Genomic DNA, 15,044 nt, shown 5'->3' on the forward strand with positions numbered 1-15,044 from the left:
CCATGACTGCGAAGACGAACGAGCTGGTCGACGCCCTGCGGATGTCGATCAAGGACAACGAGCAACTCCGCAAGGAGAACCGGCAGCTGCGCACCCGCGCGTCCGAGCCGCTGGCGATCGTCGGGATGAGCTGCCGCTTCGGCGGCGGCGCGACCACCCCCGAGCTCCTGTGGGAGCTGCTGGCGCAGGGCCGCGACGCCCTGGTGCCGCTGCCCGAGGACCGCGGCTGGCAGGTCGACCGCCTCTACCACCCGGACCCGGACCACCCCGGCACCACGTACGCGAAGACCGGCGGATTCGTCGACGGGGTCGCGGACTTCGACGCCGACTTCTTCGGCATCGGCCCGCGCGAGGCGCTGGCGATGGACCCGGCCGCGCGACTCATCCTGGAAGGCGCGTGGGAGGCGTTCGAGCACGCCGGCATCGACCCGACGTCGCTGCGCGGCACCGACACCGGCGTCTTCTGCGGCGCCATCAGCTCCGAGTACGGCGCCACCATGCCGCCCGAGCTGGGCGGGTACCGGCTGGGCATCCTGACCAGCGTGCTGGCCGGGCGGATCTCGTACCTGCTGGGGCTGGAGGGCCCCGCGGTCACGGTGGACACCGCCTGCTCCTCCTCGCTGGTGGCGCTGCACCAGGCCGCGCAGGCGCTGCGCGCCGGTGAGTGCTCGATGGCGCTGGTCGGCGGCGTGACCGTGCTGTCCAGCCCGACCCTGCTGGTCGAGTTCAGCCGCCAGCGCGGGCTGGCGCCGGACGGCCGCTGCAAGGCGTACGCCGAGGAGGCGGACGGCACCGGCTTCGCCGACGGCTGCGGCCTCATCGTGCTGGAGCGGCTCTCCGACGCCCGGCGCAACGGGCACACCGTGCTGGCCGTCGTGCGCGGCAGCGCCGTCAACCAGGACGGCGCCAGCAACGGGCTGACGGCCCCGAGCGGCCCGGCCCAGGAGCGGGTGATCCGGGCGGCGCTGGCCACCTCGGGCCTGTCCCCGGCGGACGTGGACGCCGTGGAGGGCCACGGCACCGGAACGGAGCTCGGCGACCCGATCGAGGCGCACGCGCTGCTGCGCACCTACGGCCGGGAGCGGACCGACGGCCCGCTGTGGCTGGGGTCGATCAAGTCGAACATCGGGCACACCTCGGCGGCCGCCGGCATCGCCGGCGTGATCAAGATGGTGCTGGCGATGCGGCACGAGACGCTGCCCGCCACCCTGCACGCGGACACCCCGTCCTCGAACGTGGACTGGGAGAGCGGCCAGGTCGCCCTGCTGTCGCGCCCGCGGCCGTGGCGGCCGGGCGACCGGCCGCGGCGCGCGGGCGTCTCGTCCTTCGGGGTGAGCGGCACCAACGTGCACGTCATCCTGGAGGAGGCACCCTCGGCGTCCGAGCGGTCCGCCGACGCCGAGGCCGCGCCGCGCCCCGCGGGCATCGTGCCGGTCCTGCTGTCCGGCCGCACCGAGGCGGCGCTGCGGGCCCAGGCCGGACGGCTGCGCGAACACCTCGTGCAGCGGCCGGAGTTGACGCCGGCGGACATCGGCCTCTCGATGGCGACCACGCGCGCGCTGCTGGAGCGGCGCGCGGTGGTCCCGGCCGCCGACCGGGACGGGCTGGCGGCCGCGCTGGCCGCCCTGGCCGCCGGGGAGCCGGGAGCGGCCGAGGGCCGGGCCGTCGCCGGGAAGACGGCGGTGCTGTTCACCGGCCAGGGCTCCCAGCGGGCCCGGATGGGCTTCGACCTGGCGCGGGCGTACCCGGTGTTCGCCGCCGCGCTGGACGAGGTGTGCGCCGCGGCGGACCCGCTGCTCGGCCGGTCGCTGCGCGCGCTGCTGAACGCGGAGCCCGACTCCGCCGAGGCGGCGCTGCTGAACGCCACCGAGTACACGCAGGTGGCGCTGTTCGCCGTCGAGGTCGCGCTGTACCGGCTGGTCGAGTCGTTCGGGGTGCGCCCGGACTTCCTGATCGGGCACTCGGTGGGCGAGATCGCCGCGGCGCACGTCGCCGGGGTGCTCTCGCTGGCGGACGCCGCCGCCCTGGTGGTGGCGCGCGGCCGGCTGATGGGGGCGCTGCCCGGGGGCGGCGCGATGGTGGCCGTCCAGGCCACCGAGGAGGAGGTCCTCGCGACGCTGGGCGGCTACCAGGGCCGGCTGGAGATCGCCGCGGTGAACGGCCCGCGGGCGGTGGTGGTGTCCGGTGACGCCGACGCCGCCGAGGAGTGGCTGCCGGGCTTCGCGGACCGGAAGACCTCGCGGTTGAAGGTGTCGCACGCCTTCCACTCGCCCCGGATGGAACCGATGCTGGCGGAGTTCGCCGCCGTCGCACGGAAGTTGACGTTCAGCAAGCCGAAGCTCGCGGTCGTGTCGAACGTGACCGGCGAGCGGGTGACCGACGAGCTCACCGACCCGATGTACTGGGTGAAGCACGTCCGCCGCGCGGTGCGGTTCGCCGACGGCGTGCGGACCCTGTACCGGTCGGGCGTCCGGCGGTTCCTGGAGCTCGGCCCGGACGCGGTGCTGACCGCGATGGCCGGGCAGACCCTCGACGGCGCCGACGACGCCGTCCTGCTGCCGGCGCTGCGCGCGCGGCAGGACGAGGCCGAGACCTTCGCCCGCTTCCTCGGCGGGGCGCGGATCGCCGGCGTCGACGTCGACTGGGCGGCCTACTACGCCGGAACCGGGGCGGCCCGGGTGGACCTGCCGACGTACGCATTCCAGCGCGAGCGGTTCTGGCTGGCGCCCGGCACCGGCTCGGCCGACGCGGCCGCGGCCGGCCAGGTCGGGGTGGACCACGCCGTCCTCACCGCCGCGGTGCCGGTGGCCGACCGCGACGAATGGGTGTTCACCGGGCGCGTCGCGGCCGGCACGCAGCCGTGGATCGCCGACCACGTCGTGCTCGGGGCGCTGGTGCTCCCCGGGACGGCGCTGGTCGACCTGGCGGTGACGGCCGGCACGGCGATCGGCTGCCCGGTGCTGGAGGAGCTGGAGATCGGCACGCAGCTGGTCCTCGGCGACGAGCCGCGCCTGGTCCAGGTGACCGTCGGCGCCGCCGATGCCGAGGGCCGCCGCGAGCTCGCCGTCTACTCGCGCGCCACCGCCTCGACCACCGCCGCCGACACCGCCGACGACCGCCCGGAGGCGGTCTGCCACGCGCGCGGCCGGCTCGGCGGCGCGGCGGCGACGCCGGTGCCCTTCGACGCGCAGTGGCCGCCGGCGGACGCCGAGCCCGTGCCCGTCGACGACCTGTACGCGCGCCTCGCGGAGGCCGGGCTCGACCTCGGCCCGCTGTTCCAGGGCGTGCAGGCCCTCTGGCGCCGGGGCTCGGAGGTCTTCGCCGAGATCGCCCTGCCCGACGACATCGACGGCACCGGCTACGGGCTCCACCCCGGGCTGTTCGACGCGGCGCTCCAGGGCGGCCTGCTCGACGTCGAGCCGGGCGCCGCCCCGAACCTGCCGGTCTCCTGGGCGAACGTGTCCTTCGGGACGGCCACCGCGGCCCGCGCCCGGGTCCGGGTCGTCACGGCGGACTCGGTGCTGCGGGTGGACGCGGTGGACCTCGACGGCGAGCCGCTGCTGTCGGTCGGCCGGGTCGGCTACCGCCCGGCGCCCGGACTCGACGGCGCGCTGCGGTCCGGCGCGGACACCCTGTTCGAGCCGGTCTGGACGCCGGTGGACGCGCAACCGTCCGCCGCGGCGCGGATCGCCGTCCTGGGCGAACTGGACGCCCCCGGCGAGAAGTTCGCCGATCTCGGCGCCCTGAAGGCGGCGCTGGCCGCCGGCGCGCAGCCGCCCACCCTGGTGCTGGCCCCGGTCCTGGCGGACGGCACCGAGGCCTCCGTCACCGGCGGGGTCCGGGAGCTGGCCGCGCGGACGATCGACACGCTGCGCGGCTGGCTGTCGAGCCCCCTGTCGGCCGACGCGCGGCTGGTGCTGGTGACCCGCGGCGCGGTCGCGGCCGGCGGCGTGCTGCCCGACCCCGCGGCGGCGGCGATCTGGGGCGCGGCCCGGGTCGTCCGGACGGAACACCCGGACACGGTGCTGCTCGTCGACCTCGACGAGCGGGGCCCGGCCGACTGGACCGTGCTCGGCGAGCTGGACGAGCCCGAACTGGCCGTCCGCGAGGGCGCGTTGCTCGCGCCCCGGCTCGCCCCCGCCGCCCCGGCGGAGGCCGCGGCGGTGCCCGACCCGGCCGGGACGGTCCTGGTCGCGTGCGGCCCGGGCGGTGCCGGCCCGGCGGTCGCCCGCCGGCTGGCCGAGCGGTACGGCGCCGGGCGGCTGCTGCTGGCCACCTTCGGCGGCCCCGACGAGGCCGTCGACGCGCTGGTCGCCGACCTGGCCGGCGCGGGCGCCCGCGCGGTGGCCTGTGACACCGTCGACGACCTCGCCGACGCGCTGTCCGCCCTGGACGGCCCGCTGAGCGCGGTCGTCCACGCCCCCGGGGCCGTCGCGGACGGCACCCTGGAGACGCACGACGGCGAGCAGCTCGACCGGGCCGTCGACGCGCGGCTCGACACCGCGCTGCGGCTGCGCGAGCTGACCGCCGGGCACGGCCCGGCCGCGTTCGCGCTGGTCTGCTCCGAGGCCGGGCTCCTCGGCACCGCCGGGAAGCTCGCCACCGCCGCCGCCGACGCGGCCCTGGACGCCCTCGGCCACCGGTGGCGCGCCGAGGGCCTGCCGGTGACCGCGCTGGCCTGGGACGCCTCCCCCGACGCCGCCGAACCGACCGAGCCCGCACGGCAGTTGGTCGACCGCCTGGGCGCGGCCGCGCCCGCCCTGCTCACGCCGCTCCGGCTGGACCTCGCCGAGCTGCGGGCCCGCGCCCAGCAGGGCACGCTGGCCCCGCTGCTGCGCGGACTGGTCCGCACGCCCGCCCGCCGCGGCCGGGCCGGCGGCTCGCTGGCGCGCACGCTCGCCCAGACCCCCGAGGCGGACCGCGTGCGGGTCGTGCTCGACCTGGTGCGCGCGCAGGTCGCCGCCGTCCTCGGGCACGACACCCACACCGCGATCGACCCCGAGCGCCCGTTCAAGGACGTCGGCCTCGACTCCATGGGCGCCGTCGAGCTGCGCAACCGGCTGACCCGGGTCACCGGCCTGCGGCTGTCGGCGACCATGGTCTTCGACCACCCGACCCCGGCGGCGATCGCCCGGCTGATCGTCGGCGAGCTCGCCGAGGCCTCCGACACCCCGCGCCCGGTGGTGCGCTCGCGCCGCGGCGCGGTCGACGAGCCGCTGGCGATCGTCGGGATGAGCTGCCGGTACCCGGGCGGGGTGAACTCGCCGGACGACCTGTGGCAGCTGGTGGCCGCCGGCGGGAACGGCATGGTCGGGTTCCCGACCGACCGCGACTGGAACATCGACGAGCTGTACCACCCGGACCCCGAGCACCCCGGCACCACGTACGCCCGGATCGGCGGGTTCGTGAAGGGCGCGGGCGACTTCGACGCCGGCTTCTTCGGCATCGGCCCGCACGAGGCCCGGGCCATGGACCCCCAGCAGCGCTGGCTGCTGGAGGGCGCGTGGGAGGCGTTCGAGAACGCCGGCATCGACCCGACCTCGCTGCGCGGCACCGACACCGGTGTGTACTGCGGTGCGGTCAACCCGGACTACGGCGTCGGCATGCCGCCGGAGCTGGAGCAGTTCCACATGACCGGCGTGATGTCGAGCGTGCTGTCCGGCCGGATCTCGTACACCCTCGGCCTGGAGGGCCCGGCGGTCACCGTCGACACGGCCTGCTCCGCGTCCCTGGTGGCGCTGCACCTGGCCATGCAGGCGCTGCGGGCGGGCGAGTGCTCGCTCGCCCTGGCCGGCGGCGTGACCGTGATGGCCACCCCGACCGCCCTGTCCGACACCGCGCGCATCCACGGCCTGTCCCCGGACGGCCTGTGCAAGGCGTTCTCGGCGACCGCGGACGGCACGTCCTTCTCGGACGGCATGGGCCTGCTCGTGCTGGAACGGCTCTCGGACGCCCGCCGCAACGGCCACCAGGTGCTGGCCGTGCTGCGCGGCAGCGCGATCAACCAGGACGGCGCCAGCAACGGCCTGACCGCGCCGAACGGCCCCTCCCAGGAGCGGGTGATCCGGGCGGCCCTGGCCGCCTCGGACCTGGAGCCGGCGCAGGTGGACGCGGTCGAGGCGCACGGCACCGGCACCTCGCTGGGCGACCCGATCGAGGCGCACGCGCTGCTGGCCACCTACGGCCAGGACCGCACCCGGGGCCCGCTGTGGCTGGGCTCGCTCAAGTCGAACATCGGGCACTCCGGCCCCGCGGCCGGCGTCGGCGGCGTCATCAAGATGGTCCAGGCGCTGCGGCACGAGACGCTGCCGCGCACGCTGCACGTGACCGAGCCGTCCCCGCACATCGACTGGGAGGCCGGCGAGGTCGAGCTGCTGCTCACCGAGCGGCCCTGGAAGAGCGACGGCGAGCCGCGCCGGGCCGGCATCTCGGCCTTCGGTCTGAGCGGCACCAACGCCCACGTGATCCTGGAGGAGGCCCCGGCGCCGGATCCGGTCGCGCCGGTCACCGGCGAGCGGCCGCCCGCCGTCCCGGTGCTGCTCTCGGCCCGTACCCGGCCCGCGCTGCGGGCGCAGGCCGAGCGGCTGCACGCCGCGCTGATCGCCGACCCGGGTCTCGACCCGGTCGACGTCGCCTTCTCGACGGCGACGACCCGCGCGGCCCTGCCGCGGCGGGCCGCGGTCGCGGCCCGGGACCGGGACGAACTGCTCGACGGGCTGGCGGCGCTGGCCGGCGACGGGGCGGCCGAGCACACCGTCGACGGCCGGGTGCTGGACGGCAAGACGGTGTTCGTCTTCCCCGGCCACGGCTCGCACTGGACCGGGATGGCGGTGCGGCTGCTGGACACCGCGCCGGTGTTCGCGGAGCAGATCGCGGCCTGCGCGAAGGCGCTCGAACCACACGTGGACTGGAACCTGGAGGACGTGCTGCGCGGCGCGCCGGGCGCGCCGTCGCTGGAGGCGGTCGACGGGGCCGTCCCGTGGAACGTGCTGCAGCCGACGATGTTCTCGGTGATGGTCTCGCTGGCCGCGCTGTGGCGGGCCCACGGCGTGGAGCCGGACGTGATCGTCGGCCACTCGCAGGGCGAGGTCGCCGCCGCCTACACGGCCGGCGCGCTGTCCCTGGAGGACGCCGTCCTGATCGTGGTGATGCGCAACCGGCTCGCGAGCGAGCTGCTGCCGAACGACGAGGGGCTGCTCTGGATCGGCGCCTCGGACGCCGAGGTCGCCCGGCGGGTCGCCGCCCACGGCGGCCGGGCCGAGGTCGCCGTGGTGAACAGCCCGGTCTCCGTGGTGCTCGCCGGTGACGGCGACGTCCTGGAGCTGGTGCGGGCCGAGTGCGAGCGCGACGGCGTGCGGACCCGCGCGCTCGGCTCGGGCTTCGCCTCGCACACCACCGCGGTCGAGGCGATGGAGAGCGAGCTGGTGGCGTCCCTGGCGTCGGTGGCGCCCCGGGCGAGCCGGGTCCCGTTCTACTCCACGGCGGTCGACGGGTTCGTCGACACCACCGGCCTGGACGCGGCCTACTGGTACCGCAACGTCCGCAACCAGGTCGGCTTCGAGGCCGCGGTCTGCGCGCTGATCGACGACGGCGCGACGCGCTTCGTGGAGGTCTCGCCGCACCCGGTGCTGTCGACCGCGATCGAGCAGACCGCCACCGCCCACGACGCCGAGGGCCGGGTCGCCACGGTGGCGACGATCGGCACGCTCCGGCGCGACGAGGGCGGCCTGGACCGCTTCGCGCTGTCGCTGGCCGAGGCGCACACGGCCGGCATCGAGGTGGACTGGGACGCCTTCTACGCCGGGACCGGCGCCACCCGGGTGCCGCTGCCGACCTACGCGTTCCAGCACAAGCGGTACTGGCTGGCGCCGGGCGTGTCCGGACCGGCGGCCCAGGGCGCGGCCCGGCCAGCCGAGCAGCACGACGAGGACGCGGACGACCGCGGCGGCGCGCTGGTGCGGCAGTTGGCCGCGGTGCCCGCGCAGGAGCGCGAGGCTCTGGCGCAGCGGGTGGTCCGGGCGCAGGTCGCGGCCGTTCTCGGGCACGAGTCCGGCGACGCGGTCGAGGTCGACCAGGGCTTCTGGGAGATGGGGTTCAACTCGGTCGGCGTGGTCCGGCTGTGCAACCGCCTGAACCGGGTGACCGGCGTGCAGGTGGCGTCGACCGTGGTCTTCGAGCACCCCGACGCCGTGGGCCTGGCCCGCTGGCTCGTCCGGCACCTCGCGGACGAGGTGGCGGCGGCCGAGGCCGACCCCCGGTCCGGAGAGTCCGGCGGGTCCGGCGGGTCGGGCGAGTCCGGCGGGTCCGGACAGCCGCCCGCACCGGCCGCACCGGCCGGTTCCGCCACCGGCGGGACCACGGCCGTCCGTTCCGACCAGGAGGGCCGCGGCACCTTCACCGCGCTGGTCCGCCACGCCCACGCCGGGGGCGAGCTCGGCCGGGCGATGAGCTGGCTGATGGAGGCCTCCCGGTTCCGCCCGGCCTTCACCTCGCCGCAGGAGCTGCCGCAGGGCAGCGGACGCGTGGTGCGGCTCGCCAAGGGCGATCCGGCGCAGCCGGCCGTCGTCTGCGTGCCGTCGTTCGCGGTCGGCTCGGGCCCGCACCTGTTCCTGGCGCTCGCCCAGGGCCTGCGCGGCCGGGACGTGTACTCCTGCTCGCTGCCCGGCTTCCGCGAGGACGAGCCGCTGCCCGGGGCCTGGGACACCGTCATCGGGATGCTCGCGGACGGGATCCGGCAGGCCGTCGGCGACGCCGAGGTGGTGCTCGTCGGGTACTCCATCGGCGGCGCCGTCGCGCACGCGCTGGCCGCCGAGCTCGAGCGCACCGGTCGGGCCGCGGCGGGCCTGGTGCTGCTCGACTCGCCGGACCCGAAGGCCGTCGTCGAGGACGGCGGCGCCGCGTTCGAGTCGAGCATGGACGCGCTGCTCAACGGCGGTCGCGACCTCGCCTTCGACGACTCCGGCTGGCTGGCGATGGGCGCCTACCTGCGCCTGCTGGCGGAGCGCGAGGACACCGGCATCGAGACCCCGCGGCTGTACGTGCGGGCCGGCGACACGCACTCCTGGCCCGCGTGGGACCTCGGCGGCGACCTGCTGCGGCTCGACGCCGGTCACTTCGACCTGATCAACGACCCGAAGTGCGCCCAGGCCGTCGAGATGTGGGTCCGGGGCGGATTCTCTGCCGACTCAGCTGTGTACGACAAGGAGAAGTGATGAACCCCGACGCGAACGACGTGGCGGCCGAGCACGGCGGCGGCCGCTGCCCGGTCGACCACACCGCGAAGCCGGCGGAGACGACGGTGATCCCGTCCTCGCAGGTGCCCGGGCCGAGCCTGGGCCAGCGCGAGCAGCTCGCCCAGTGGGCCCAGAACCGCACCGCGTTCCTGAACGAGTGCAAGCGGCTGTACGGCTCCAAGTTCAAGCTGGGCTTCGTGCCGGGCGTCGAGTTCTTCATCCTCACCGACCCGGACGAGGTGAAGGCCGTCTTCCAGGCGCCGCGCACCAGCCTGCACTGCGGCACCTCGAACGGCGCGCTGGAGAAGTTCTTCGGCCACACCGGGCTCGCCTTCCTCGACGAGGGCGAGCACCTGGCCCGCCGCAAGGCGCTCACCCGCAGCTTCAAGGGCGCCGCCTTCAACCGGATCACCGAAGCGGTGGAGCAGATCACGGTGGACGCGGTCGCGCAGTGGCCGCGCGACGAGGACGTCGACATGCACCCGCTGGTGCACCGCTGGGCGATGAACGTCATCCGCGAGGTCGTGTTCGGCCAGGTGGTCCCGAGCAACTGGCCCCAGCTGCTCGACGGGCTGATGGACCTGCTGGAGATCAACACCTACCCCACCGCGATGATCATGTTCGACCGGTGGTCGCCGGCGAAGAAGCGGCTGATGAAGCGGCGCCCCGGCACCGGCGTCAAGGACTTCTGGCGCAACCGCCCCCGGGTCGACGCACTGATCGCCGAGGCGGTGGCCGAGCGCCTGGAGGTCGGCGAGCTCGGCAACGACATGCTGTCGGTCCTGCTCGGCATCACCCACGAGGACGGCACGACTCTGTCCGGCGTGGAGCTGCGCGACGAGATCATGACGATGTTCGTCGCCGGCACCGTGACGACCGTGTCCGCGGTCTGCTGGTCGATCGAGCACTTCTCCCGGGACCCGGAGCGGCTCGCCAAGCTGCGGGCCGAGATCGCCGAGGGGTCCTCGGAGTACCTCACCGCCGCCGCGCACGAGGTGCTGCGCAAGAACCCGCCGCTGCCGAACAACCTGGCCCGCCAGGTCATGGAGCCGATCGTGATCGGCAATGTGCGCTACGAGCCCGGCCAACTGCTGGTCCCCAGCGCCGAGTTGATGAACAACGACCCGGAGCGCTACCCCGAGCCGGACGAGTTCCGCCCGGAGCGGTTCCTCGGCGTGCAGCCGGGCCAGTACACCTGGATCCCGTTCGGCGGCGGGCACACCCGCTGCATGGGCGACCAGATCGCGATCCACGAGATCAGGACCATGCTGCGCGAGCTGGTGACCAACGTCGACTTCGAGCGGGTCGAGGAGGACCCGGCGAAGGCGGTCCCGCGCGGCCCCGTCGTGGTGCCCCAGCGCGGTCCGCGGATGGTGCTGCGCCCCCGGACCGCGGTGGCGGCCGGGCACTGACCGCGGATACCCACAGAACCGAGGAGATACCCTTGTCCGTCCCCTTCACGACCGGCGTGCACCAGCTCGCGCCGCAGACCTTCGCCTACCTGCAGGGCAGTTGTGCCACCGGCTTCGGCAACGCGGGCCTGGTGCACAGCGGCGAAGAGGCGCTGCTCGTCGACACCCTGTTCTCCGTCCCGCAGACCCGGGACATGCTGTCCGCCATCGCCCGGGCGGTGCCCACCGTCGACATCTGCTGGGTCGTCAACACCCACCACGACGGCGACCACTGGTGGGGCAACCAGCTCGTCGGCGACGCCATGATCGTGTCCTCCACGGCCGCCGCGCGGGCGATGCGCCACGCCGGCCCGGAGACCACCTCCCCGCTGCTGGCCCCCGACGCCGACCCCCGGCTGCGCAAGCACCTGGAGCCGTTCGACTTCACCGGCATCACCCCGACCTACCCGACGATCACCTTCAACGGCGAGCTCGAACTGACCGTGGGCCAGCGGGTCGTGCGACTGATCGAGGCCGGCCCGGCGCACACCGTCGGCGACGTCATCGTCCACGTCCCCGACACGAAGGTCGTGTACGCCGGCGACCTGCTCATGTTCGGCACCCACGGGGTCATCCACTCCGGGCCGATCGACAACTGCATCCGCGCCTGCGACACGATCATCGAGCTCGACCCCGAGTTCGTCGTCCCCGGCCACGGCCCGGTCGGCGGCAAGCAGGACGTCGTCCGGATCCGCGAGCAGCTGGAGCAGCTGAAGCTCCAGGCCACCGCCGCCCACCAGCAGGGCAAGTCCGCGCTGGAGGCCGCCCGCGAGTTCGACCTCACCGGGTTCGAGGGCCTGGAGAACGCCGAGCGCCTGGTCCTCAACATCGGTGCCGTCTACCGCGAGCTCAACGGCGACGGCACGCCGGGACCGCTGGAGTGCCTGCACCACATGGTGGAGCTGGAGGAATCCCCGAAGGCCGAGGTGACGGCGTGACGACCCGGAGCACCGCGCCCCGGATGGCGCTCGCCCCCGCCGAGCAGCTCCGTCCGCTGCTCGGCATGCCCGCCGAGGTCCAGACCGACCCGGACGGCCCGCTGGCGCACATGGTCGGCAATCCGGTGCCCAACGTCCTGGGCGTGATCGGCAACCACCCGGCGCTGCTGACCGGGATGAACCCGATGCTCTCCGCGCTCGGCCAGGGCAAGCTGCCGCTGCGCGACCGGGAGCTGATGGTGCTGCGGGTCGGCTACCTCCTGCAGTCCCGCTACGAGTGGGCCCACCACGTGGCCATCGGCTCCAAGGCCGGCATCTCCGAGGAGGAGATCGCCCGCGTCCCGGCCGGCCCGGACGCCGCCGGCTGGTCCGCGCACGACGCCGCCCTGCTGCGGGCGGTCGACGAGCTGCGCGGCCCGGACGCCGCGCTGTCCGACCGGACGTGGCAGCAGCTGTCGTCCGCGTACGACAACGAGCAGCTGCTGGAAGTGCTGGCGCTCATCGGCGCGTACTCGATGCTCGCCTACATCCTGAAGTCCTGCGACGTCCCGCTCGAGGACTGGTTCACCGACCCCGCCGACCTCCCCAGACCCTGAGACTCCGCCGACCGGTTCCGTGCCCCCGCACGGAACCGGTGCGGTACGGCCGCCGTGCGCCGCACCGCACCGATCAGTGGAAGTGATTCTCAGGGAGGGCAAGGAAGATGACCCAGTTCGGGGGACCCGTGCGGGAAGAGACCATCGGAATCGACTTCTTCGACGATCCGCACAAGTACTACCGTCGCTGGCGCGCCAAGGGCCCCGTCCTGCGGGTCCGTCGGCCCAACGGTCTGCCGCACTGGCTGATCATCGGCTACGACGAGGCCCGGACCGCGCTCGCGGACCCGCGGATGCGCAAGAACGTCACCGATCTGTACGAGATCCTGCGCCGCGTCGCCCCGGACGGGCGCGGCGCCGGCGCCTCGGAACTGCTCAACTCGCACATGCTGAACAGCGACGCGCCCGAGCACACCCGGCTGCGCAAGCTCGTCGGCCGGGAGTTCACCGGCCGACGGGTCGCCGCCCTGCGGCCGCGCATCGAGCACATCACCAAGGGCCTGCTCGACCAGCTGGAGGGCCGGGAGCAGGTCGACCTGATCGAGGCGCTGGCGGCGCCGCTGCCGGTCATGGTGATCTGCGAGCTGCTCGGCGTGCCGTTCGACGACCGGGAGAAGTTCCAGGAGTGGTCCAGGATCCTGCTGGACGCCGACCCGGACCTCGACATGGCCGCCGTCTCGCAGCAGATGACCGACTACCTGACCGCGCTGCTGGAGGCCAAGCGGGCCGCCCCCGGTGACGACCTGCTGTCCGGGCTGATCGCCGACAGCGAGGACGGCGACCGGCTCAGCACGGACGAGCTGATCGGGATGGCCTTCCTGCTGCTGGTCGCCGGGCACGAGACGTCGCTGCACCTGATCGCCAACGGCGTCTACATGATGCTGCGGGACCGCGAGGCGATGGACGCGCTGCGGGCCCACCCGGACCGGATCCCCGCCGCGACCGAGGAGGTGCTGCGCCGCTTCGGGCCGGTCGGCTGGGCGACGATGCGGTACACCAGCGAGGCCGTGAGCCTCGGCGGCGTCACCATCCCGGCCGGCGAGCTGGTGTGCGTCTCGCTCGACGCCGCCAACCACGACCCCGAGTACAACGAGGACCCGCCCCGGCTGCACCAGGTGGACGAGAGCCCCAAGCACCTGGCCTTCGGGCACGGCATCCACTTCTGCCTCGGCGCCCCGCTGGGCCGACTGGAGGCGAACGTCGCGTTCACCCAGCTGCTGCAGCGGTTCGGTGACCTGCGACTGGCCGATCCCGACTACTTCCCGGATTGGCGGATCGGCTTCATGCGCGGTTTCGGCTCCCTGCCGGTGCGCCTGAAGTGAGCGCGAGAGACCAGCAAGCACTGCACTGAGCCAGCAAGCACTGCACTGAGGAAGACGTCATGACTGAAGCGATCCACAAGCAACGACTGTTCGAACTGGCCTTCGGCCACATGGCCATGCAGACGGTGTCCACCGCGGCCCGGCTGGGCGTGGCCGACGTGCTCGGCGACGGCGAGCGGACCGGCGCCGAGCTGGCCGCCGAGCTCGGCACGGACCCGGCGGTCACCACCCAGCTGTGCAGTGCGCTCGCCGCGTTCGGGGTCCTGGCCCAGGCGGAATCCGGCGCGTTCCGGCTCACCGAGGTCGGCGCCCTGCTGCGGACCGACCGCCCCGACTCGCTGAATTCCTTCACCCGGATGTTCACCGATCCGGCGATCCAGGCGGCCTGGCGCGAGCTCGACACCGCCGTCCGCACCGGCGGCTCCACCTTCGGCGCCGTCTTCGGGCAGCCGTTCTTCGCGTACGTCGCGGGCGACCCGGAACTGTCGCAGCACTTCCCCGCCACCCTGCGGCAGAGCGCCCTGCAGACCGCGGAGGCGCTGCCGCGGCACTACGACTTCGGCGCTTTCAAGACCGTCGCCGACATCGCCGGCGGGAACGGCGCGCTGCTCGCCGCCGTCCTCACCGCCAATCCCGGTCTGCGCGGCATCGTGCACGACGCCGCCCCCGCGGTCGCCCCGGCCGAGGAGGTCCTGGCGGCGGCCGGAGTCGCCGACCGCTGCACCGTGGTCGCCGGCGACGTCGCGGCCGAGGTGCCCGCCGGCGCCGACCTCTACCTGGTCAGGAACGTCCTGCACTACGCCGACGACGAGCGGGCCGTCACGATCCTCGGCAACGTCCGGCGGGTGATCCCCCCGCACGGCCGGCTGCTCATCGTGGACCCGGTCATGCCCGACACCGTGGACGGCTCCCTGCCGAACACGATGTACCTCAGCGACATCCACATGCAGCTGGTCGGCTCCCGCCGGGGACGCACCAAGGCCGAGTTCGAGGCCCTCCTCGTGCGGGCCGGCTTCACCCCGGCCGCGTTCTCGCTGCTGCCCGCCCCGATGGCCTTCTCGCTGATCGAGGCCGTCCCCGGAGGCAACGAGGGCTGACGACGGACGGGCGACGGCCAGGGCCGTCGGTCCGACTTCCCGCTCGCGTTCCGTTCCGTACCGCGCAGACCCACCGCGCGGAAACGGGACGGAACGCGAGCGGTTTCGTTTATCTCGGTTCGGCATCAACGCCCTTGCCACCGGCGGGATTCGGTCGTACCGGAACTGCGCGGCACGGGACGGGCGAGCGCCCCGAAGCGCCTTTACCACGGCAATGTTTCCGATCTGGTCCAGTCCACTGACCAGAAGCTGACAGCGATGTTGGTCACGTCGCGGCAGGGCGGACTTCACCCGGGCCTCCCCGTCGAACAGGCGCGTTGTGCCGTTCGCACAGGGTCTTCTCGTCGTTTTCCGGAGCCCGCCGGAGTCACTGTCCGAACCGGATCGACCGGCCGTCCGGCCGCATC

General features: G+C 74.3%; 6 protein-coding genes. All 6 read left to right on the plus strand.

Annotation, left to right across the window (positions count from 1 at the left end; all coding sequences use genetic code 11):
- Window positions 1-2: 2 nt before the first annotated feature.
- A complete protein-coding gene (locus AB2U05_RS12790) occupies window positions 3-9,212 on the plus strand; it encodes an alpha/beta fold hydrolase (RefSeq protein ID WP_369183247.1) in 9,210 nt (3,069 codons plus the stop codon).
- The gene (locus AB2U05_RS12795; RefSeq protein WP_369183248.1) at window positions 9,212-10,645 is read left to right on the plus strand and encodes a cytochrome P450; all 1,434 of its coding nucleotides are present in this window, start codon (window positions 9,212-9,214) and stop codon (window positions 10,643-10,645) included. The genes AB2U05_RS12790 and AB2U05_RS12795 overlap by 1 nt, the downstream gene beginning before the upstream one ends.
- Before the next feature lie 32 nt (window positions 10,646-10,677).
- A complete protein-coding gene (locus AB2U05_RS12800) occupies window positions 10,678-11,622 on the plus strand; it encodes an MBL fold metallo-hydrolase (protein WP_369183249.1) in 945 nt (314 codons plus the stop codon).
- Window positions 11,619-12,218, plus strand: coding sequence for a carboxymuconolactone decarboxylase family protein (locus tag AB2U05_RS12805; RefSeq protein ID WP_052707420.1), 600 nt, complete (start codon window positions 11,619-11,621; stop codon window positions 12,216-12,218). The genes AB2U05_RS12800 and AB2U05_RS12805 overlap by 4 nt, the downstream gene beginning before the upstream one ends.
- Window positions 12,219-12,325: 107 nt before the next feature.
- Entirely contained in the window at window positions 12,326-13,540 is a 1,215-nt protein-coding gene (locus tag AB2U05_RS12810) for a cytochrome P450 (protein WP_369183250.1), read from the plus strand.
- A 59-nt stretch (window positions 13,541-13,599) separates the two neighbouring features.
- The gene (locus AB2U05_RS12815; RefSeq protein ID WP_045697732.1) at window positions 13,600-14,637 is read left to right on the plus strand and encodes a methyltransferase; all 1,038 of its coding nucleotides are present in this window, start codon (window positions 13,600-13,602) and stop codon (window positions 14,635-14,637) included.
- Window positions 14,638-15,044: the final 407 nt, after the last annotated feature.

The organism is Streptomyces sp. Y1, assembly GCF_041053115.1.
In the GTDB taxonomy this organism is placed as follows: Bacteria; Actinomycetota; Actinomycetes; order Streptomycetales; family Streptomycetaceae; genus Kitasatospora; species Kitasatospora rubellomurina.